The sequence below is a fragment of the Streptococcus parasanguinis genome, assembly GCF_000963275.1.
Classification (GTDB): Bacteria; Bacillota; Bacilli; order Lactobacillales; family Streptococcaceae; genus Streptococcus; species Streptococcus parasanguinis_B.
In genome coordinates this window covers 626,180-648,001 of record NZ_JYOW01000001.1, presented here as the reverse complement: position 1 = coordinate 648,001, position 21,822 = coordinate 626,180, and the positions used below count along the sequence as shown (strand labels likewise).

Below are 21,822 nucleotides of genomic sequence, written 5' to 3'. Positions count from 1 at the left end.
GTTACTTAATCACCAAAGCTCCATTTTCCTCCGTTGCCAAGAGCTTCTCATCTTTATCATATATTTTAAGTTTTATACTGCTTGGTGTTTTTTGAGTTGCATTGTATTGCTTTACTATCTCTTCTTTTAAATCAAAAAGCGTCTTACAATAATCTTTTGGATTTATATTTGCTAAAGATAGCATATTTTCTGATACAGAGAAGACAAGGATCAGATACTCTTCATTATAATACACTCTCGCTATCTCATTTTCGCCATTGATTTGATTTTGAAGCATATAAGCAAATACTACATTAGGTTTTTCATTTCCAACCAATGAGGTAGGGGCTTGATTCATCCCTTTGACCACTGATTCTTTACTTTCCTTTGTAGAATCTTTTACATTCTGTTCAGTAGACTGCTCTTTTTTGTCTTCATTCTTCACTTCTTTTTGCGCGCACGATGACAGAAATAGCGAGAGAATGGTCATTGTAGCAAACATAGTTTTTTTCATAGATTTTCTCCTTTTATTTTTACAAGTAGAAAACGACCTGTAATTGACCAAAATTGCATAAGCTTCCTGTAAAAGATATACCAAACCTTTAATCTTATAACCTAATAGGTCATTAGATCTTTAATAGTTTAAAAAATTTTATCTAATATTATTCTACCATAATCTCTCTTACTTCAGTACTGCAAGAATCTGACGAATCATGTCTGGATCCCCGTCTGGCAATGTCACCGTTTCAGCATGGTCCAAGATCCCTTGGGTAAATTGCGTCATAAACTCTTCACTATTGAGTTCATCAGCAGACTGTTGCCAGTGGCTCGGTACAGGATAGATCGTGACTGTTCCATCACCATTGGATGCATAAGTCACATGGCCTTCTGCAGAAATTGGTGTAAACAACTGACGAACATCTTTAGGATAGTCAACTCCTAGCCCACCAAAGTAAATTTTTGTACCAGCACTCTTTTCATTAATACTCAATTCTGTCGGTACAGACTTGATCACATAAGCCCAGACACGCGCAGCTTCGACCTGAGCATCGGTGTAGCCTGGATAATCATTCTTATCCGCCTTCTTCGAAGACTTGACCTCACCATCCGATCGAGTATTCCACTTCTTGGCCTTACTGGTCTTTGTCGTACTACTGCTATCGTCTGTATCTGCTTGCTCCCGATCTTTCGGTTGCTCTTTCTTGCGATAGTAGTAATTATCATCATCACCATAAGCCGGTGACTGACCAGCCCAGATCCGATCCTTGGACTTATCCGAAGCATCGTCTTTGCCCGCTTTCTGACCTTTTGGAAGGAGCAAGAGACCGTAGCCTCCAACACCCGACTTGGCACTAACCGTCATCTCAGCGATCTGGTCCTTCTGCTTAAAGCTCGATGCATCAAGCTCGACATCCTCGCTGACCAAGCCCTTATCATCAAAGATCAGCTCATTGCCACGACCATCGATCCAAGTCCCCTTGATACTCGAGTAGTCCTTAGCCTTGATGGCTTTCAAATCCATACCAGACTGTTTCTTTTCCGAAGTGCTGGTCTGCTTGGTATCCGAACTCTTAGGCGACACCGTCCTCTGAGGACGACCACACGAAGCCAAGACCAAAGCAGAAAGCACAATTACCAAACCTTTTTTCATATCAATCTCCCTTCACACACCTACTATTTTAGAAAAATAAGAAAGGAGAGTCAAAGAAAAAGTGGAGAGAGATTGTGGTCTTACCTAAAATATGTTAAAATTACTACATAGGAATTATTTAATAAAGTTCCCTTTATGAGGATAAAGGAGTTTAATATGAAAAAACTATTACTTTCAAGTGCAGTGCTACTATCTACTGTTTTCGTCACTGCTTGTTCTCAGAACCAAGCAAGCACTGATGCCGAAGATGATGAGGTTGAAATGACAACTAGTTCAACCTCAAATGAAGAGAGTTCTACCTCGACTTCTACTTCTTCAACACAAACTAGCACTTCAACACAAACTGCTACATCATCTGAACCTTTTAATCCAGCAGATTATACTACAGTAGATTTTGCTGTATGGAATCACGATGAGATTGAAAAAGGACAAAAAATTACTTTTAGTGGGAAAGTTCTACAAAATCAAAAACAGGATGGATTCTATCTGTTACGTATAGCTATAGATAGCGATTATAATAAAGTTGTCATGGTTGGTATTCCTAGCACATTATATACAAAGGTAATTGCTGAGAATGATATTATCTCCGTGTATGGTAAAAACATTGGATTAACTGAATATGAAACAGTCCGTGGTGATACTCGTACAATCCCTCTATTACGCACCGATCATTATGAAGTTACTGCTTACGGTAATTAATTAACATATTCCTTATTCGTAATAGATTTTCATCTAGATATTCCACCTATTTTTAACTTCTTTCTTACACACAAAAAGGAACTTGCATGCACGAGTTCCTTTTTTGTTCATGTCCCCTGCCGGAATCGAACCAGCAACTACTCCTTAGGAGGGAGTTGTTATATCCATTGAACTAAGGGGACCTATAAAAAAAGAAGCGAGATCACTCCCGCCTCCTTGTTCGTCTTAACGACGGATTTCTTTAATACGAGCTGCTTTACCTTGCAATGCACGAAGGTAGTACAATTTCGCACGACGTACTTTACCGTAACGTACAACTTCAATCTTTTCTACACGAGGAGTGTGTACTGGGAATGTACGTTCAACACCGACACCGTTAGAGATTTTACGAACAGTGTACATTTCAGTGTGTCCTTGACCTTTACGAGCGATAACAACGCCTTCAAAGATCTGGATACGTTCACGAGATCCTTCGACAACTTTCGCGTGTACACGAACAGTGTCACCAGGACGGAATGCAGGGATATCAGTACGAAGTTGACCTTCAGTCAAGCTTTGGATTAATGGATTCATTTTATTCTCCTATCTTCGTCAATCTTGAGGGACCTCCCTCAGCGGATAAACTGTATTTTTGTGCTTCCATTACGCACAGAAACTATCATATCAGATAATTTCAGGTTTGTAAAGCTCTTTTCTCTACTTTTTCGCAACTTTTTGACCAGAATAAATGCTCCACTCTTTTGGTAAGCAATAGGCGATGGCGCAAGCAATGACGAAGAATGGCAGGTTGGCATAGCCAAAGACTTCTCCTCCGATTAAGATCGGTGCGAGCAAGGTCGTCGTCGCACTGCCAAAGACACTGGCATATCCGATAGCGGCCACGACTAAGACTGGTAGACCTAACATCGGAGCAAGAAAGACTCCAAGTGTAGCTCCGATCGCAAAGAGCGGTGTCACTTCTCCTCCTTGGTATCCAGCAGAGATCGTCACTACGGTAAAGAGGAGCTTCAAGATCCAGTCATAACTCTGCGCACTGCCCTGATGAAAAGCTACATCAATCAGATTGGTTCCAAGTCCACTATAAGTGCCGACCTTGGTCAGCTGGAGGGTCAAGAGGACCAAGCTGAGTCCGGCCCCTATAAGGGCAATCCGGATATAAGGATTGGGCAAGACTTGAGCGACCGTTTTCTTCAACCAGGAAAGGCTAATTGCAAAGAGTTTCCCAGCAAGGCCAAAAGCCAGGCCAAGAATGGCAACTTTGATCAAGGTCTCTGGTGTCCAGCTCAGCGTTTCTCTTAGTGGCACAGCAAATTTCTCTAAACCAAGGGCATGAGAGGTGAAGCTAGCCACGATTGAGGCAATGAGCGCTGGATAGAGAGCCATCAACTGCAACTCCCCAACTGTCAAGACTTCAAGGGCAAAAAAGGTTGCTGCCAGTGGCGTCTGAAAGAGCCCCGCAAAACCAGCGGCCATCCCGGTCATGAGAAAAATACGCGAAGCATCCGGGATCTTGATATGACGGGCAAAACGGTGCGAAAGGGTCGCTCCGATCTGGACTGCTACACCTTCCCGACCGACCGAACCACCAAAGAGATGGCTCATCCAGGTCGTCAGCATGATCAAAGGCACCAAGACCAAGGGGATTTTCTCCTCACGCGCGTGTCCGACATCAAAGATGAGGCCCATCCCTTTTGAAGCCTTGCGACCAAAACGTTTATAAAGATAAACGATGACAAGCCCCGCTAAGGCCAGAAAAACAATCAAGGGCCAATGCTGGCTTCGGAAATCTCCAATCAGGAGAAGACCTTGACCAAAAATCATATCAATGGCACCGACCAAGAGTCCAATGAAAAGAGCCATCCCTGTTAGGACCACATACTGTTGTGCTTTTTGCTTGATCGATAGACTAGTCACGCGCCCTTACCTCCTCTTGGAAGTCTCTCGAGCGCTTCATCATATCTTGAAACTGGGCTTGAATAGTCGCACGATACTGCTCATCCGTCACGAGAGAGCCGACTTTCTCAAGCACTTCTCTCTCCCTTCCTTGATCGAGCACAGGTAATCCCTGCTGCTCCTTATATTCTACAATCTGACCGACACAGACCATCCGCCTTTCCAGCAAGGCTACAAGCTCTTGATCGATCTGGTCAATGTCCTTACGAATCTGATCTAAATCCATGTGTCTCCTCTTTATTTTGGATATAAATCGAGGCTGTAATCCATCGATCCAGCCTCTTTGTCATTAATTTGCTTGTGCTACAAGTTCTTCTGCAAAGGCTTCTAATTTTTCAATGTCTTCGTCTTCTGCAGACAAATCAACTTTGACACATTCAGAACCTTTTTCAGCACCAGTCGCAGCGAAGCAACGGTCGAAATCATCAACTGCTTTACAGAATTCATCGTAGAAGGTATCACCTGATCCTACCACACCGTAAAGTTTACCTTTGAGATCAAGGCCAGCCAAATCTTCGTAGAAATCTTGGATCTCATCTGGAAGCTCTCCATCACCGTAAGTATAAGTCGCTACCACTGCGATATCTGCATCAAGGAAGTCCTCAGCATCCACAGTTGTACACTCATCCACATCTACTTCGACACCAAGATCACGGAATTTGTCCGCTACGATATCAGCAATTTCTTCAGTATTTCCAGTCATACTAGCAAAAACAATCTTCGCTACAGTCATAATTTCCTCCCAAAAGCTATTTCCCGTATTATATCACTTTTTCAAGCATTTTGCACGAAACCTTTCCTGATATACTGAACGAAGGGACACGTTTCAAGAAATTGGACCGATTCAACCTAATCACCCTCATTTTCTTCTTGAATTTCTTTAATCGTTCAATTATTATCCGTTCTTCGCCTCCAACTCATACTCCTCTTCAATATCTTTAATACGCTGGATTTCTTCATCTAGTTTCTTATTAAATTCAGATTCAGTTTGATAGGGATATGAAAAACGGCTCCAGGTATACCACTTCAACCCATCTTTCCCTTTAAAATACCATTCAAGTTTGATCGGTAAATAATTTTGATTATAGGTGATCCGAACTTTGGAAAATTGGTCAGTTTTATCTAAAACTCTAGCCTCAAATTCAGGTGTCATTTTTCCTTTCACTAGTGATTTTGTGATTAGAGATTTCGGATCTCGCTCAATGATAAAGTTTGATTGTTCGATCTCATCTTTTGAAACCTTTAAATTCAGAATTGCGGAAGTGACATTTTGGTATAAGAATAAATGATATCTGTCATCAGGCTTTTCATCTGAACTACCATCATACATCTTCCCATTTTTTACTACTACTTGAGTTTTACTATAAGAATTATTGCTCCTCAAGTCATAGCCATTCTCAAAATAAGATCGATATAAATTTTCATCGCCCGAATCATCCACAACAATAAACCGCTGTTGTTCTAATATCGATTTTGAATTTTCTTGAATCTTGCCTCTGCGGAATGCAATGAAAACACCAGCAACAACTACTAGAGACAAAGCAACTAGAAAGACTTTCGAACTGAATCCTCTCTGTTTAATTTCTTTCATCATATCCATCACATTCTAGCAAAATATACATCCAAAGTGAAGTGTTAAACTATTCAAAAAGCTGAGACATATGTAAGCTCAGCTTTATCTCAAAACTAGGTTAATCTCCCTCATTTTCCTCTTGAATTTCTTTAATATTTTCAATTTCTTCATCCAGCTTTTTATCAAAATCAGACTTATTTTTGAAGGGATACGAATAGGTGCGCCAAGTGTACCATTTTAGTCCTTCTTCACCCTTATAGTACCACTCAATTTTTGTTGGTAGAAATTCTTTGTTGTAGGTGATGCGGATCTTGGTGAATTGACGATTCTTCTTTAAATAAATCGCTTCAAATTCCGGGGGATTTTTTTCTTTCAATAATTTATCGTCCACAAACCTTTTCGGTGAACTAGTAATTTGATAGTTGGATTTCTTAATTTCATCCATAGTAATTTTGCTGCTCAATAATACCGACGAGAGTTCTTCATTCACCGCAGAGTTGTAATATTGTTTACGATCCCAGTCCGCTTTATAACCACCATAAACTGTATCGTCCTTCACCGCTGTCTCATCATTATAGTAATATTCCTTTTTATCAAGATCCACCCCAACCTCAAAATGCTCTTCGGTTGGATCTCCCATTTTGATCATAACAAATCGCTGTCTATTTAAAATATTCAATGCCGGTTGATTGTTACTGCAACTACTTAGACTTAGAAGAATAAGCATCATAGCCCCTATTATTATTACCAACGGTATTCTTAAATTTATTATACTCTTCCACTTTTTCTTCTTCTGACATTCCTTTTGTATTTCGTTGCCATGTTTCATAATCTTGGTTCCCTTTCCTTACAATATCCACAAATTGACCTTTATGTCCAGTCTTTTCATCTTTTTTATCAAAATCATCTTCATAACGGAATAACTCTTTAGCTCTAGCTCTAGTAGCTGGCTCGGGAGTACCATCCACATCGAGCATTCCATGTTTACCTTCGTAAAACTTAGTAACATCTGAATTTTGACCTTTTGAAGGTCCATAGTTGAATGATTCTGTATTGGCAATTTCCCTTAATTCATCTTTAGAATAATGATCTGGATCGGAATCATAACGACCATTTGCTAGTTTGTGCTTGTCATAGGCATCCCATTGGCTATCAAACTCGCCGGTATCCAAATTCACAATAAACTCCACCATCCGGGCATTGTTCAAATCTTTTCCTTTAGCTGAATTGCCCTGAGGGACTTGAACTTTCATATTATACGGACGTTTAAAGCCATATTTTGGATTAAAGCGGTTATGGTAGTTAGAGCCGGTTGTGTAATCAAATTCAATATTATTTTCTTTACCATATGCTAACAGTTTTTCGTAATCATTTGCGCCTTCGTAGTGACTGCGAATATAGTAAATTGCTTGACGATCCAAGTAATAACGGAAGAAATGGACTTGCTGCCGCAATGCAATTTCTTTTTGACTAATTTTCTTTAGTTCATTATTGCGTTCTTCATCAGTAAGTTTTTTATCTTTCAATGAATTAAGATGTTTATCACCGAATGCTTTTACAACATCACGTCTGAAATACATGTTGAAATCACCGTGTGGTGGTAGGTTCTCTGAAATTTTATGAGTCTTGCTTGTCAAATGCATAAACTGATTACCATCCGTTTCTGCACCTAATTGCTTAAGAACAAGTTCTATTTTTGCTTTCGAATCAAGTTTACTACTAGCATACATCTCTGTATAAATATCAGATCCAATCTCCTTGGTTTCCGCATATAAAGCATCTCTCCTTGCATTTAACTCGCTACCTGTCTTGATATCTGCTGTTCTTTTTGAAACGCCTTTGACATAACCTTTGATGGCATCCTTATCCCAACCATCTATTTCTTTAAGGTTCACTGATTGTTCACGTAATCCCGTGAGAAATTGGTTATATTCGAACGCTGATACATCCTTTGGTTTCGTTGGCAAATATTCATTTTCAAACTCTTTATTCTTAATCGTTTCATTTACGAGATCAGACCAGGATAAATCCTTTGGAATAGAATACATTCCAGTATTTGGATTCCACGCTACGTTAATTTGATTGACAGCTATTTGAATAGCTTGGGCTAAGACATCAATTTCCCAGAAGATACTTGGCGATGATGCATTAAACGCTCTGAGTTTATTTAATTTTTCTTGTAGTTTATTTTTAGTAGCTTTAAAAATACTTTCTAATACGTTTAAGCCTTGAATCCTCTGTAATCTCTGCAACCTTTGAAAATCTCCAGCACTAGTCGATTTACTAGCAGCAATTTCATTGATCTCTGCATGAAAGATAGCAATCATCCGATCACACTGTTCAATATCAGAAACCAACTTTTCTTCCTGTAAGTCCTCGTCAGCCACCTCCGAGCGATAGGATGCTGGAAGCTTCTTCACACTTTCTTGTGTAGCTTCTGCTAAAGCTACTCCGGCCTCCTTCAATGGCTGGACAACACTTGTCACAAAGCTTCTAAAAGAGTCGTAAGCTTGGCCAGACAAGCGCGAGGCAGAATTTTCTATTTGAGTTAATGATGTTTCTAGTGATTCATAAGCTTTCAATTGTTGCTCAATCATCGTCCCTGTGCTACTAGCTTGGCTATCCAAACTACCGCGATAAACTTCAATTCCCATCGTCACACTCCTTTTCAATCATTAATTTTTTCCGTTCATGATAGATATCATTTAAATCATCTTCGACTTTTCTTTTTTGAATAGCTAATTCATCCAGCTCTTCTAAATAACTATTTGAAATTTTTCGTGATTCATGAAGAAATCCCTCTTGAAGTTGGTCAAAAAAATTTCTAGAGGAAGGATAGGATTCAAATGCATCCCATAAATAACGGTGCGCATCAGAGCTATAGCCCTCAAAGCGGTTCAACTCATCTTCCAGATTTCTTTTTTCTCTTACAATTTCTCTTTCTTTTTGGGAAAGTTGGTCTTCTTGTATTCTTAATTCCGATAGTTGTTGATCGTGATTCATCTTCCTACTCTTTCAAGCTATTGAATGCTCGCTGCAGCCGCTTCATCCACTACTGTAAATCCAGTTGAAACGCTTTGCAGGTTGGTCCCAATTGACTCAATCGCTGCTGCAATTTCTTCTACTTTGGTTTTAGCAGTATCAATGGCTTGATGGGCCGCATCATTACCAGATAATTTGGTTTGTTCATCTTTTGAAGCTGATGCAACTCCCGAAAGTGCATCCCCACTACTTTTTAAAGAAGCTGCTAACTCTTGTGCCGTATCAGCATTACTTTTAATTTCGATCATCCTAGTCCCTCCCATACTAAATCTATTCATCCATTCTACCAAAATATTGAACTTATGTAAAACCGCTTCCACAGCTCCTAATTAGTGATAAATGCTTGCTTGATGGGCCTTTCTTATGTTAAAATTGACAGAGAAAATGAGGTAATGTATGAACGTAATGAATGAAATTCTTGAAAAAATTCAAGCTTATGACACGATTATTATCCACCGTCATCAGAATCCGGATCCGGATGCGATTGGTAGCCAGGTGGGCTTGCGGGATCTCCTGAGTGCGCACTTCCCTCAAAAGCGGGTTTTGGCAACTGGCTATGATGAACCGACCTTGACTTGGCTTGCTGAAATGGATGAAGTCAAGGATGAGGACTATGCTGGAGCTTTGGTGATTGTCTGTGATACGGCCAATACTCCCCGAATCGATGACAAACGCTATATGACTGGTGATTTCCTGATCAAGATCGACCACCATCCAAATGACGATGCATATGGCGATCTGCTCTGGGTTGATACAGACTCAAGCTCTACCAGTGAGTTAATCGCACTTTTTGCTAAGGAATTGGATCTTGAACTTCCTGTGAGTGCTGCTCGTCTCCTGTATGCTGGGATTGTCGGCGATACAGGTCGCTTCCTTTATCCTGCTACTTCGACTCGGACCTTTGAGATCGCTGCAACTCTTCGAAGCATTCCCTTTGATTTTACAGCACTTGCTCGTCAGATGGATACGATCAATCTCAAAACCGCTAAGCTTCAAGGCTATGTCTATGACCATCTTGAGATCGATGAACATGGTGCTGCGCGTGTGACCTTGACACAAGAGCTCTTGAAGAAATTCGATCTACGGGATTCAGAGACTGCTGCAATTGTCGGAGCCCCTGGACGCATCGATACCGTATCTGTTTGGGCCATCTTTGTCGAGCAGGCCGACGGTCACTTCCGTGTCCGGATGCGTAGCAAACGAAAAGTGATTAACGAAATTGCCAAACGTCATAATGGTGGTGGCCATCCACTAGCTAGTGGAGCTAACTCCTACTCCCTCGAAGAAAACGACCAAATCTACCAAGAGCTACAAGAAGTGGCACGCACAAACGAAGGCTGAGAACGGTTTCTCAGCCTTTTTATCTTGGTAATGGGGTTTTCATTTGCGGTAGCGATTCTTAGCTCTTTCTTGCCATGGGCAAACCTTAATGCTGGAAATTTTGGTTCATACACCTGGAATGGCCTTCGCGGAGATGGATGGTTTGTTATTATCTTCGCAGTCGTTGCGATTGTCCTTGCTTGCTTGAACGATGTAAAATCTTCACTACCAAAAGGTTTTGCAATTGGTGTTATCGTAGCAGGAGCTCTCTCAACTATCGTAACATTGATCGATGTCTTCGGTGTGAACAAGTACGCTGTTGACTTCAATGGTTATGGCGTTTCAATTGGCTTTGGTTTGATCCTTGCTTTGATCGCATCTATCGCTATTGTTGTGACTGGTCTCTTGGCGATGTCAGGTGGTAAAATCACTAAAGGAACATTCGAAGAACTTGCTGAATCAGGTAAAGGATTTGCCCAATCTGTTGGACGTGTGACAACTTCTACTGTAAAAACTGCTGTAGATGAAATCAAAAAAGAATCACACGAACACACTGAAGGACAAGCTGACCAACCAGTTGAAGCACCAAAAGATTCAAATCAATCTGAACAATAATATGATCATCATCACCTTGGTCCTTCCAGGGTGATTTTTTTGATCATTATTTTAAATAAAATTAGTGAAAATACTTGTCAAGATCCTGGAAATTTGGTAAACTAGCTTAGTAACAATCTATGGCTCGGAAAGAGACCATGGCAGAAAGGAAATATTGCAAAATGAAAAAAGATATCCATCCAGAATATCGCCCCGTTGTCTTCATGGACACTACTACTGGTTACAAGTTCCTCAGCGGTTCAACTAAGTACTCTAGCGAAACAGTTGAATTCGAAGGTGAAACTTACCCATTGATCCGTGTTGAAATTTCATCAGACTCACACCCATTCTACACTGGACGTCAAAAGTTCACTCAAGCAGATGGACGTGTGGATCGTTTCAACAAAAAATACGGTCTCAAATAAGAACCAACACAGAACCACTTCCCTTTCGGGAGTGGTTTTTTTGATCTCTGTTTCTTTTATTGTGAATGTACAAAATAAGAGGTTAGGATGTTGATCCCAACCTCTTTTTTCATCTTAATGGAACTGCATTCCACCATCTACGATAATGGTTTGTCCTGTGATGTAGTTTGAATCTGGTCCAGCAAGGAAGCTGACTGCTGCTGCTACATCTTCTGGTTCTGAAAGACGTTTCAAAGTGATATCTTTAGCGAATGTTTGCATACCCCATTCGTCGTCTTTGCCCGCGTTCTTACCTACTTCATGAGCAATGTCAAACATCATTGGAGTCTTAACGATACCTGGTGCATAAGCATTGACAGTGATTCCTGAATCAGCCAAGTCACGTGCCAAAGTTTGCGTAATCCCACGAACTGCAAACTTAGTACCACCATAGACAGTCAAGTTAGGGTTACCTACAACACCTGCTTGTGAAGTTGCATTGATGATTTTTCCGCCATGACCTAGTGCTTTGAACTGAGCTTGAGCTGCTTGTGCACCCCAAATCACACCACCAACATTAATAGCAAATGTACGTGTAAATTGTTCTTCAGTAATTGTATCAAGTGGTGTAGTTGGCGCAACACCAGCGTTGTTAACGACGACGTTTAAGTCTCCGAAATGATCCACAACTTTTTGGAAAGCTGCAGCCACTTCTTCTTGTTTAGACACATCAGCTACGACTGCAAAAGCATTATCTGCTGATAACTCAGCAACTGCTTTTTCAGCTGTTTCAGCATTGTAGTCCAATACTCCGACCTTGAAGCCATCTTGCACCAAACGTTTTGCGATTGCAAAACCGATTCCTTGACCAGCACCTGTGACAATAGCTACTTTAGACATATGATTCCTCCTTGGTATCAACGATACCAGCAAACGTTCATAGAAGAACAGCAAGGGTTGACAACTAGTTTTGGGTGAATCTATCATCAGTTCCTTCCAAAACTATGCTAACAGTATACTCTTTTGTGAAAAATATTTCAATCTCTAGCCTATTTTTTCAAAAAAATAGTTTATTTATATGATATTTTTATTTAGTGATAAATGAACTGGAACGTGAAATAGAATATGGCTTTTAACCAAAATAGATAACTGTCCTATTCTGAAAGATACATAAAAAGAGAGTGGGACAAAAGTCCTAGCCTCTCAATTGTCTTTGAATTGTCGAGCAAGACGCAGTGGTTGAGTGGGCTCTATTACGCTGATTTCATCAGCTTTTAAAGCCCTACTCAACTGTGCGGAGGTGGGACGACGAAATCGAATTCTAACGAATTACCGATTTCTGTCCCACTCTCTCTCATAAACTATTCGTTTGATTGATCCCTTTAGTCATCAGACTCCGCAAATACTTGAGTGGCTTTGACTGCTTTCTTCCACCCCTTGTATAGCTCTTCCTTTCGGGATTCATTCATCTTGGGTTCAAAGATTTGGGCTGCTCCATGAAGAGATTTTAATTCTTCCAAGTCCTTCCAATAGCCTACGGTCAGACCTGCTAGGAAGGCTGCTCCTAAAGCCGTTGTTTCCAAGTTTTTCGCGCGAGCAATCGAAATTCCAAGAATATCTGCCTGAAACTGCATTAAATAATCATTTTTCGCTGCTCCTCCGTCTACTTTTAGGACAGGGATAGGAGTCTTGGCATCTACCTGCATGGTGTCGATAATATCGCGTACTTGATAGGCAATGGATTGAAGGGTTGCCTTGATAAAGTCTTCCTTGGTTGTTCCCCTGGTAAGCCCAAAGACAGAACCACGCGCCTCTTGATTCCAATATGGTGCTCCAAGACCCGTAAAGGCAGGGACCACATAGATTTCATCCTGGTTCTGGGACTTCAGAGCATAGGCCTCGGATTCAGGTGAATGATCGATCATACGCAGACCGTCACGAAGCCATTGAATGGCACTTCCAGCGATAAAGATAGATCCTTCAAGGGCATAGTAGACCTTACCATTAATCCCATAACCAATCGTCGTCAGCAAGTTATTTTCTGATAACTGCATCTCCTCACCCGTATTCATAATGATGAAGGATCCAGTTCCATAAGTATTCTTGACCATACCAGGTTCAAAGGCTAATTGACCAAAGAGAGCAGCCTGCTGGTCCCCCGCCATTCCTGCAATCGGCACTTGTCCACCGTAGAAATGGAAAGGCGCTGTCTTGCCATAGATTTCAGAGTTTGACCGCACCTCAGGAAGCATGGCTTTAGGAATGTTGAGGATTTCTAAGATTTCATCGTCCCATTTCAGTTCCTTGATATTGTAAAGCATGGTACGGGCTGCATTGGAATAGTCTGTCACGTGGGCAGCTCCATCCGTCAACTTCCAGACTAGCCAAGTATCAATGGTTCCAAAGAGCAATTCTCCTTTTTCAGCTCTTTCTTGCGCCCCATCAACATGGTCCAAGATCCAACGAACTTTAGTCGCTGAAAAGTAGGCATCAATGACTAAACCTGTCTTTTGATGGAAGGTTTCTACATAGCCTTGGTTTTTGAGCTCTTCAGCCAGTGGAGCAGTTTGCCGTGATTGCCAGACAATGGCATTGTAAATAGGAAGCCCCGTGTTCTTATCCCAAACAACTGTCGTTTCCCGTTGATTGGTAATGCCGATCGCCTCTATTTGATTGGGCTTGATGCCACTTTCGATAAAGACCTCAGCGATCACCGACTGAACCGAGTTCCAAATCTCATTGGCATTGTGCTCCACCCAACCAGCCTGTGGAAAAATCTGAGTGAATTCCTTTTGACTAGAGCTAACTTGTTCGCCTTTTTTGTTAAAAATGATAGCCCGTGAACTAGTGGTTCCTTGGTCAATCGCCATGATGTAAGTAGTTTCTTGTGACATAAACTGCCCTCCTGAATTAGGTACTTAAAAATATTGGTCTTACACAAACTAGTATACTCTATTTCATCATGGATTTGTATCCATTTTTTAAAGAAAATCCGGTCTAAAATTTTCTACTGCTTCTAGCTCTATCAGATCAAATGAAAAGAGCCCTGAGGCTCTTCAAACTAGTATTCAAATGCTTATCAAGATCTGCTCTGATCTAACCGATTTAAGAACTCCATGGTCGGACTGTCTTGGTAAAGTTCTTTGAGAGGAATCTTCTGATAGACCGCTATTTCGTCCGCAGTCACACCGTAACGAATTAATAGATCATAAATACGATTTAAATCATGACGCAATTCATCCGTTATGAGGACATTATCGCTTGTTTCTTTTGTTTTCCAATAATAAGATGGCAGAACTTCCTTGGTTTCAATTAAAATAGTTTGCAACAAAGTCCCACCATGGCTGTCTTTCTGAGAAATATCGGCCCCAAGTTCCAACATTTTCTCAAAAACCTTGAAAGACTGGTCAGCCTTTTCCTTAGACGAATACATCTCATATTGACCATTCCAGCGTTTGATCATGCGCCGGCAGTCAAATACAGCTCGTCCACCCGCTGTTTGGAGGACTGGTTGACAAAATGGATTCAGCTCTGTCGGCTCTTCAATAAAGTTAAGATCTGCTCCTCTATCAATAAGTAAGTCTGCAATATCTAAATGTCCCGATTTGATAGCGACTTGTAGGAGCGACTGTCCCTGATCTCTTTTGGGTTTGTCACCCGAAACAGCATTGACTTCTTCAGGCTTTTTATCCAATATCTGACGGACTCCCTCTATATCTCCTCTTCGCAACAACTGAAAGGTTTTTTGCATAGTCTTCCCCCTCTCTCATTATAGATAAGAATGACACTGTGTTGATACTTTGGTCCTATCTCTAGCATCTTCGTTAAACTGATTATACCATTTTATGGACTCTACATTGAAGTCCTAAAGGGTAAAGATGACGGACTCCCACCGAAAGAGGTACAACTCTATTTCTCTGATTTTCGTGCAGCCACCAGCCAAGAGGATACTAGAATTTCGAAACTAACCAGAAGGATAATCTGAGGAAGAGAGCTCTGTACCAGCATGAGGACAGCTAGACTATCGATCAACATATGAGCGAGGATACAAGGAACAGCTCCTTTTGAATACTCCTTGAGCGCTCCAAATAGGAAGGTATTACCTAAAATCATCAGGTAAAAGATGAGATAGTTGGACGAACCTGCAGTAATCCAAGGGAGTTGATAAATAGGAATATGCCAGAGGAACCAGACAATGGAAAGAACCATCATTTTAGGTATAAAGTGCTTACTAAAGGAAAGATGATCTTGTAAAAACCAACGCCAACCGACTTCTTCCAGACCGCCATATAATAAGGTCCATGGGAAATAAAGGAAGAAGGCCAAGAGGGAGTTCCCAGTAAAGCGAACGTTCATAAGCAGGATGGAAATCCCATAATAGATGATGGGGATGAAGAATGCTAGGATCCAGGACAGGGAACTTTCTTTTTGAAGAAAGACCTTTTTGAAAAATTCTCCCAAGGAGTTGATTTCACTCAACACAAGAGAAAAAACAGCAGCCACTATCATGGGAATACAGTTCATTAGAATAAACAATAGCGAGGCACCCATACTAGTCCCATCTGGGAAACACCAAAGGATCACTTGCCCCACTATAAAAGTATCAAGGAGGGCAGTCAGTGCATACCAGATAGCGACTGATTGTTTTGAAATAAATTTGCTCATTTTTCCTCCTTTACAGTTATATACTTCTTTCTTGCAATCATAATTGCTAAACTAATTATAAGAATTTTACTGATGATAGATAGCCATCCATCTTCATTCACTATCATCTGAGACAAGGAATTAATACAGGCATGAGTCATGACACAGATCCATAAATTTTGCGTTTTATGATACAAGGCCGATAATGAATATATTCTTTCCTAGAATTGCTCACCATCGTTTTTAAGGATATAATACTCGTTTTGTTTTCTACATATGTTTGTATTCTATGGCAAATGATCTACCTTAAACCCATACCTACCTGCATTTCGTTTTAGCTTCTCCACCAGCTCTTCATTCCGCTTGCTTTTTCCAAAAAAGAAGGGAATAGTCTTTCCATTTCTAAGCTCGATATAAAAAGCATAGCGAGCCCCGCCACCAGATCGTCCACGAAAAATTGCATAGGTGATTTGCTTGATCTCTTTCAGTGGGATCATTCGCCGACTGAAACACAGAGCGACATGGATATAGAAGATTCCAAGGCTAATATGGAAAGGAGCAAAGAAGGGACCACTACTACGCCTCGCGATTGCCCTTCTTCTCAGGAAAAGGAGAAGACTGAAAACGAGCAAGAAAACTAGCACAAATAGAATCGGAGCATACTCCATTATCTTTCTAAATTCTAACACGCTGTCTTTCATCCTCTACTTCATCTCAACCCATTTTTCATTGTCCATGATAAAGGGCTTAGCCAGACCTTCGCCCGTGTAATCTTGGTACTTGGTCTCCAAGTATTTGTAGACATCTTCCTTGGTCGCAAACTTGATGGCTTGATAGGGCTCTTCAAAGGTCAGCTTTTCGACAAAGAGATAGCCGTCCTTGGCAGGAACCAAGACACCGACGTGCCCGACAAAAAGGCTATTTCCATCTAGGTTATCATGAACGATAACGGAAAGCATGCGCGCATTTTCATTGAACTTGAAATGAGAAAAATACTCTTCCATCTTCTTGGCATGGACTTTGACATCTGTTGTCGCCTCTGTCAAAACCCGTGAATACAGAATGTTAAAGGCTTCCTTGTCTGCCTCATCGAAGATCTTCCCTTTGTCAATGGCATCATTATCCACGAATAAAAGTTCACTATCCGCTTTCATCTTAGGAATCTCTATGCGATTCTTCAGAAGAGTATAGCTATTGATCCGGCAGTTGGTCCCGACGAAATCGCCCTTTTTCTTGGTCCACAAGTCACTGATCTTCTCAACATTGTAGTCTGTTTTCTTGAACTTGCTGAAGTCACCCGTTAAGCCAACAGAGCCGACAATGCTATCGTAGTCCGTTACTAGACCTAGAAATTTATCTACACTGTCCTTATCCAAATAAGCAGACAAAAGAGTCCGGACTTCTTCGACACTTGCCTTGCTGTTGAGGTTGCTGTAGCTTCCCTTGTAGCGCTCCTTATCTGAACTAGATTTCTGCACAGTGGAACTTGCCTGCTTTTCCTTGTATTGCTTTTGGTTGCTACTACAAGCCACTAAAGCAAAGATCGCCAAGGCACAGCTAGTAAGGAGCATGAATTTTTTAGATGGTTTCATAAACTGGTTCCTTCTCTATTGATTAAAATGTTTGTTCTATAAATTTTTCATATCGATAATCCTTTTCCTCTATTATAGTTTAAAACTAGCTTTGCTCCAACTATTTTTTACGAAATGAGAAAAGTTTATAAGTAACAAAAAAGAGCTGGCAGACTGTCCAGCTCTTTAATATGTTACAAAAATCAAAATTAAAATTATCGTTTAATCAGACCAATCTATTTTGGCATGTTCTATTGCGTACTCCGCTTCCTCTTGAGTAAACTTTCTTATTTCAACAAGTTTTTCTAATAATCTTTCTTTCGAATAGTTGCCACCGCTTCCAAAAGATTCCACTGCTTTAACAGCTTCCTCTTTCCAATCAAAATGACCTTGCTCCACAGCATAATCAGCCTCTTCTTGAGTAAATAGATCAAATTTTATAAGTTGATCAACTAACTTTTCTTTTGAATAATGATACATTTGATATGATTTTGCTTTTAAAAGTGCTTGCTCTTTCCAGTCTATATTAAGCTTATCGATAGCATACAGGGAAGCATCTTCTGAATACCTGTCATTCTTAGTAAGATCATTTTTAATTTGCTGCATCGATAAAGGAGATTTCTTTAAAAATTCTTTAGCTGTTGCATATGCACTTGTATATTCTGCATCTAGTAAAGGTAAAGGATAAACTCTTTTCTTAAACATATTCATTAATGATTCTAAATCATCCTTATTTTTTTTGTCACTTGAAGAAGCGTATTCTTGTTTTGATGATTCAAAATCATCCTTATTTCCATCACTTGAAGAAGAGTATTTTTGTTCAGGATTAGTCAACTGTGATCCTGAACGCGAATTTATCCATTTATTATAATTTATTTCATAATCAATTACTATAAGAGCTAGCATTCCTGCAAATAATCCAAAAATTGTAAAAATAAATATCAAAAACTTTTTCATCATGACTACCTTTACTTGTTTTTCTCCAATGAAATTTTCATCCCTCTGGAACTGCTTTCATTAGTATTATATCATGAAATATTGTTCATTTTTATTTACTAGTGTAAAAGTCTCTATGGCTAGTAAATAAAAAAGTGACTGCATTTCAACTGCAATCACTCATTCTATGTGAAATAAAAAATGACAAAGTATTATAAAATCTTATTTAATCTTGTGTTTGTTCATCTTTTCTTCAAAGATAGCTGTCATAATCTTGCGGAGCTCTTCTCCTTCTTTTTCAGGAAGGTCCCCTTGACGTTTCGCCACGGCATAGAGTTCAGGGTATTGTTTGGCTACACGCTCAACTGTCTTAGTCGTCGCATGCCCTCTGACAAAGAAAGGAATGCGTTTAATCCATTCTTGCGGTACAAGAGCAAGCAATTTCTTCGCTGCTTCCTTATCAGAAAGCTCAGCCGTGCTCAATCCTTGCTTGATTTGTTCTTGTTCTTTTTCTGTAAAATCTTTCAATTCCATAGTAAACTCCTCATTTGTTTATCTAAGGACACATTATACACCTATGGAGGGGAATGTACAACTAAAGGATTTCGGAAAATAGCACACAAATGCGTCCATTAGAAATAGTTTTATACGTTTAGCTCTTCTCTATAAATAACAAATCCATTTGGCTGAATGATCAATCGATCATCAGAAATTCTTCCATGGCTGATCAGATCTGCTTGTTCTCTTTCTAGGACAACGTTTTTCTTGGAGTGGTTAAAGTAGGCTTTGAGAATGTGGCCTTCATGCTGCCATTCTACTGACACCACATCCGGCTCTACTTCTTTCAGACCCACTTTACCATGCTGGATCAACTCTGCCACTTCTTTTCGTAGCTGGATCAAATCCTTCATAAAGTTCAGCATATCATTGTCCGCTGACACGCGCTCCCAAGGCATGACACGACGACAATCTGGGTCTGGACCACCAATGAGGGCTAGCTCTGTTCCATAATAGATACAGGGCGTTCCGCGTTGCAGATAGAGGAAGGCGAGGGCAGACTTGACAGACTGGAGATCGCCTTTAGCCGTCGTCAGGATACGCTCTGTATCATGCGAGTCTAAGAGGTTAAACATAACCTCAGAGATCTGCTGCCTGTAGTACATAGACTGGCTATTGATCTCCCAAATGAAGCGTTGGGTCTCCTTATGCCCCCGCAGAAAATAATCCTTGATACTTTCAGAGAGGGGGTAGTTCATCACTGCATGGAACTCATCGCCCTTGAGCCATGGTTGGGACGAATGCCAGATTTCTCCGAGAATATAGAGATCCGGCTTCTTGGCTAAGACCGCCTTACGGAAATCCCGCCAGAATTGATGGTCGATTTCATTAGCCACATCCAGTCGCCAAGCATCAATATCAAACTCTTCAATCCAGTATGTCGCAACCTTCAAAAGATAGGCCTTCACCTCTGGATTAGCCGTATTGAGCTTGGGCATATAGCCTGCAAAGGCAAAAGCATGGTAAGACAAGTCGCGACTATTCCACAGATTTTCTGAGGAGACAGGGAACTCTTTGATATGGAACCAGTCCTTGTAAATCGAATCCTCCCCGTGTTTGACCACATCCTGCCATTGGGGTGAATCATAGCCAATATGGTTGAAGACGGCATCCAGCATGATCTTCATCCCACGCGCGTGAGCCTCTTTCACCAACTGGCGGAAGGTTTCCTTATCACCAAAATGTTGATCGATTTTAAAGTAATCTATGGTGTCGTATTTGTGGTTGCTCTGTGATTCAAAAATCGGGCAAAGGTAGAGACCTGTAATTCCTAACTCCTGCAAGTAGTCCAAGTGATCAATGATCCCCTGCAAATCTCCACCAAAGAAATCCAAGATTTGAGGAGCAATAGAGGCATCCCAAGGACGGACGCCTTCTGGCGAGATGGCTGGATTCCCATTGGCAAAGCGCTCAGGAAAAATCTGATACCAAACCGTCTGAGCCACCCAATCCGGAACAGCACAACCATCAATCTCATGGATAAAAGGAAGCTTAAAACCGTTCATGACGAAGTCCAGGTTCTCCTTGGTGTAGGCTGCCACACCCCGGTCCCCGTACAAGATCTTCTCTCCCGCTCTATCCTCTAATTCAAAGAGGTACTGGATCCGGGCATGGCCAACAGATACCGATACTTGCCAATAATCAAAGAGGTCATCGGTCGTCACCTTGTCCATTTCCTTGGTCGCCTCATATAGATCCTCTATAAAAATAAAAGGATCCCCATAGTGCAAGACAATCCGTTTGATATCCTCTTTCTTGGTCCGGATGCGAATATGGAGCTGGCCATCCTTATAAAGATAGGCATACTCCGATTCAGGCCGGTGGTAAATCGCTGTTAATTCCATCTGTCTCGTCTCCTACTATACTCTCTTTTCATCATTCACTGTTTTATGCAAACGATTACACAAAACTCACTCTAGTATACAACTTTAGAAAAAGGTTTGCAAGATCTTGAAAAAATTTTAGACCTCTAACTTTTTAAGATTGTAATGCTACACAAAAAGCCCAGCGATTGGGCTTAAAGATTTTTGTTGAAGCAATGACTTTACCTTATAAGCATCACTTTATACTGTTTCCTACTAAAATATACTACAGATCTATATTTCTGTTAATAGTTTATTGAACAGTTGTTCGAGCTTACTAGTATCTCCATAAACTGTTCCATCCATATATAAGTGATAGATATCATCATCTAAACCAATTGAAATTTCACATTCATAGCCTTTCATCAAAGCTAAAGAACGGATAACTTCTCGTTGAGTACGACCATTTCCTTCTCGAAATGGGTGAAAATAATTTAGATTATCTAATATCTCAGCTAAACTTTTACAAATCTCAATTTTATTTTTTGCGTTAAGTAAATAGTTTGAAAGCAAGGTATTTAAAAATTTTTCTGCCATATCAAAAGACTGAACTGGCATAAAAGCATTTCCACTTTTAGAGATATTTACTTGACGGTATTGACCTGCCCAAGTATACATTCCTTCAAAAAGAAACTTATGAATCTTTAAAATATCTGAAACAGTATTTACTTCAATTGGATTAATAAACAGTTTTAAACTTTGACTTGCTACTAAACGATATTCTAATTCTCGTGCTTTATTATCATTTTTCTCATTAAATTTATTTATGAGAACAGATGAATGGGGATAGGTGTATAAATTATCAGGGTCTATATAATCATACCCATCATATATTTTTCTGACCATTATCCAACTCCTAATGCAACTGCCTCTTCTCTCAGTCGCTCCACATCTTCTACCGTGGGATGCCATCCTTCAATCATATTGGTGCTCAGAGCAAACCAGACGCTCTTAAAAACCTTTTTGTTGTCAAAAATCACACCCATAATCATCATTTTTTCTTTATCTACATCTAAGGTCATATTCTACCTCCGTC

Annotated in this window: 26 protein-coding genes and 1 tRNA gene; 4 read left to right on the top strand and 23 right to left on the bottom strand. The window is 40.4% G+C overall.

From position 1 onward, the window contains the following. Position 1: 1 nt before the first annotated feature. Together TZ97_RS03250 and TZ97_RS03245 are read right to left on the bottom strand one after the other, a co-directional pair. Positions 2–493 (bottom strand): hypothetical protein, encoded by a 492-nt coding sequence (locus tag TZ97_RS03250; RefSeq protein WP_031575757.1) that lies wholly within the window; start codon positions 491–493, stop codon positions 2–4. A gap of 168 nt (positions 494–661) precedes the next feature. Beyond that, positions 662–1,630, bottom strand: coding sequence for a DUF6287 domain-containing protein (locus TZ97_RS03245; protein WP_045759365.1), 969 nt, complete (start codon positions 1,628–1,630; stop codon positions 662–664). A 156-nt stretch (positions 1,631–1,786) separates the two neighbouring features. Here TZ97_RS03245 and TZ97_RS03240 point away from each other — a divergent pair, with 156 nt between their 5' ends. Then, positions 1,787–2,329 carry a hypothetical protein gene (locus TZ97_RS03240; protein ID WP_049474866.1) on the top strand — a complete coding sequence of 181 codons (543 nt, stop codon included), beginning with the start codon at positions 1,787–1,789 and terminating at the stop codon, positions 2,327–2,329. 110 nt (positions 2,330–2,439) lie between these two features. Here TZ97_RS03240 and TZ97_RS03235 read toward each other — a convergent pair. From TZ97_RS03235 to TZ97_RS03190, 10 genes are all read right to left on the bottom strand, one after another. Next, a tRNA-Arg gene (locus TZ97_RS03235) sits at positions 2,440–2,511 on the bottom strand. A 43-nt stretch (positions 2,512–2,554) separates the two neighbouring features. Further along, the gene (gene rplS, locus TZ97_RS03230) at positions 2,555–2,902 is read right to left on the bottom strand and encodes a 50S ribosomal protein L19 (RefSeq protein ID WP_003003254.1); all 348 of its coding nucleotides are present in this window, start codon (positions 2,900–2,902) and stop codon (positions 2,555–2,557) included. A gap of 123 nt (positions 2,903–3,025) precedes the next feature. Further along, positions 3,026–4,189, bottom strand: coding sequence for a chloride channel protein (locus TZ97_RS03225; protein WP_200893077.1), 1,164 nt, complete (start codon positions 4,187–4,189; stop codon positions 3,026–3,028). Between the two features lie 46 nt (positions 4,190–4,235). Further along, complete coding sequence (locus TZ97_RS03220) at positions 4,236–4,508, bottom strand: chorismate mutase (RefSeq protein ID WP_045759363.1); 273 nt, start codon at positions 4,506–4,508, stop codon at positions 4,236–4,238. A 63-nt stretch (positions 4,509–4,571) separates the two neighbouring features. Further along, complete coding sequence (locus TZ97_RS03215) at positions 4,572–5,015, bottom strand: flavodoxin (protein WP_045759362.1); 444 nt, start codon at positions 5,013–5,015, stop codon at positions 4,572–4,574. A gap of 162 nt (positions 5,016–5,177) precedes the next feature. Then, positions 5,178–5,873 carry a hypothetical protein gene (locus TZ97_RS10160; RefSeq protein WP_235287884.1) on the bottom strand — a complete coding sequence of 232 codons (696 nt, stop codon included), beginning with the start codon at positions 5,871–5,873 and terminating at the stop codon, positions 5,178–5,180. Positions 5,874–5,973: 100 nt separating this feature from the next. Next, entirely contained in the window at positions 5,974–6,504 is a 531-nt protein-coding gene (locus tag TZ97_RS03205; protein ID WP_235287882.1) for a hypothetical protein, read from the bottom strand. Positions 6,505–6,556: 52 nt separating this feature from the next. Then, positions 6,557–8,509 carry a DUF3114 domain-containing protein gene (locus TZ97_RS03200; RefSeq protein ID WP_045759361.1) on the bottom strand — a complete coding sequence of 651 codons (1,953 nt, stop codon included), beginning with the start codon at positions 8,507–8,509 and terminating at the stop codon, positions 6,557–6,559. Then, complete coding sequence (locus TZ97_RS03195) at positions 8,499–8,858, bottom strand: DUF3958 family protein (RefSeq protein WP_045759360.1); 360 nt, start codon at positions 8,856–8,858, stop codon at positions 8,499–8,501. Before TZ97_RS03195 ends, TZ97_RS03200 begins: the two co-directional genes overlap by 11 nt. A 17-nt stretch (positions 8,859–8,875) precedes the next feature. After that, positions 8,876–9,145 carry a TIGR04197 family type VII secretion effector gene (locus TZ97_RS03190; protein ID WP_045759359.1) on the bottom strand — a complete coding sequence of 90 codons (270 nt, stop codon included), beginning with the start codon at positions 9,143–9,145 and terminating at the stop codon, positions 8,876–8,878. Positions 9,146–9,293: 148 nt separating this feature from the next. On the opposite strand from TZ97_RS03190, the gene TZ97_RS03185 reads away from it, so the two are divergent. The 3 genes from TZ97_RS03185 (at position 9,294) to TZ97_RS03175 (ending at position 11,236) form a co-directional block, all read left to right on the top strand. After that, positions 9,294–10,238: a DHH family phosphoesterase gene (locus TZ97_RS03185; RefSeq protein ID WP_045759358.1), complete on the top strand. Its 945-nt coding sequence runs from the start codon at positions 9,294–9,296 to the stop codon at positions 10,236–10,238. Between the two features lie 30 nt (positions 10,239–10,268). Continuing rightward, positions 10,269–10,832 (top strand): DUF5336 domain-containing protein, encoded by a 564-nt coding sequence (locus tag TZ97_RS03180; protein ID WP_045759357.1) that lies wholly within the window; start codon positions 10,269–10,271, stop codon positions 10,830–10,832. A 161-nt stretch (positions 10,833–10,993) separates the two neighbouring features. After that, complete coding sequence (locus TZ97_RS03175) at positions 10,994–11,236, top strand: type B 50S ribosomal protein L31 (protein WP_003016441.1); 243 nt, start codon at positions 10,994–10,996, stop codon at positions 11,234–11,236. A 114-nt stretch (positions 11,237–11,350) separates the two neighbouring features. Here TZ97_RS03175 and TZ97_RS03170 read toward each other — a convergent pair whose 3' ends face one another. The 11 genes from TZ97_RS03170 to TZ97_RS10810 all read right to left on the bottom strand — a co-directional run bounded on the left by TZ97_RS03170 (position 11,351) and on the right by TZ97_RS10810 (position 21,808). Continuing rightward, positions 11,351–12,115, bottom strand: coding sequence for a (S)-acetoin forming diacetyl reductase (locus TZ97_RS03170; RefSeq protein WP_045759356.1), 765 nt, complete (start codon positions 12,113–12,115; stop codon positions 11,351–11,353). A 482-nt stretch (positions 12,116–12,597) separates the two neighbouring features. Next, complete coding sequence (glpK, locus tag TZ97_RS03165; RefSeq protein WP_045759355.1) at positions 12,598–14,109, bottom strand: glycerol kinase GlpK; 1,512 nt, start codon at positions 14,107–14,109, stop codon at positions 12,598–12,600. A gap of 185 nt (positions 14,110–14,294) precedes the next feature. After that, positions 14,295–14,966, bottom strand: a complete 672-nt coding sequence (locus TZ97_RS03160) for an ankyrin repeat domain-containing protein (protein WP_045759354.1) — start codon at positions 14,964–14,966, stop codon at positions 14,295–14,297. Positions 14,967–15,124: 158 nt separating this feature from the next. Next, on the bottom strand, positions 15,125–15,880 hold the full coding sequence (locus TZ97_RS03155; protein WP_045759353.1) for a CPBP family intramembrane glutamic endopeptidase: 756 nt from the start codon (positions 15,878–15,880) through the stop codon (positions 15,125–15,127). A 266-nt stretch (positions 15,881–16,146) separates the two neighbouring features. Beyond that, positions 16,147–16,560: a hypothetical protein gene (locus TZ97_RS03150; RefSeq protein WP_045759352.1), complete on the bottom strand. Its 414-nt coding sequence runs from the start codon at positions 16,558–16,560 to the stop codon at positions 16,147–16,149. A gap of 3 nt (positions 16,561–16,563) precedes the next feature. Next, on the bottom strand, positions 16,564–17,451 hold the full coding sequence (locus tag TZ97_RS03145; RefSeq protein WP_045759351.1) for a DUF4300 family protein: 888 nt from the start codon (positions 17,449–17,451) through the stop codon (positions 16,564–16,566). A 201-nt stretch (positions 17,452–17,652) separates the two neighbouring features. After that, positions 17,653–18,387 carry an Ltp family lipoprotein gene (locus tag TZ97_RS03140; protein WP_045759350.1) on the bottom strand — a complete coding sequence of 245 codons (735 nt, stop codon included), beginning with the start codon at positions 18,385–18,387 and terminating at the stop codon, positions 17,653–17,655. 201 nt (positions 18,388–18,588) lie between these two features. Continuing rightward, positions 18,589–18,900, bottom strand: coding sequence for a hypothetical protein (locus tag TZ97_RS03135; RefSeq protein ID WP_003003574.1), 312 nt, complete (start codon positions 18,898–18,900; stop codon positions 18,589–18,591). Between the two features lie 110 nt (positions 18,901–19,010). Then, positions 19,011–20,768: a glycoside hydrolase family 13 protein gene (locus tag TZ97_RS03130; protein WP_045759349.1), complete on the bottom strand. Its 1,758-nt coding sequence runs from the start codon at positions 20,766–20,768 to the stop codon at positions 19,011–19,013. A 252-nt stretch (positions 20,769–21,020) separates the two neighbouring features. After that, positions 21,021–21,632, bottom strand: coding sequence for a Fic/DOC family protein (locus tag TZ97_RS03125; RefSeq protein WP_045759348.1), 612 nt, complete (start codon positions 21,630–21,632; stop codon positions 21,021–21,023). Next, positions 21,632–21,808: a hypothetical protein gene (locus TZ97_RS10810; protein ID WP_003017298.1), complete on the bottom strand. Its 177-nt coding sequence runs from the start codon at positions 21,806–21,808 to the stop codon at positions 21,632–21,634. The genes TZ97_RS03125 and TZ97_RS10810 overlap by 1 nt, the downstream gene beginning before the upstream one ends. Positions 21,809–21,822 lie beyond the last annotated feature (14 nt).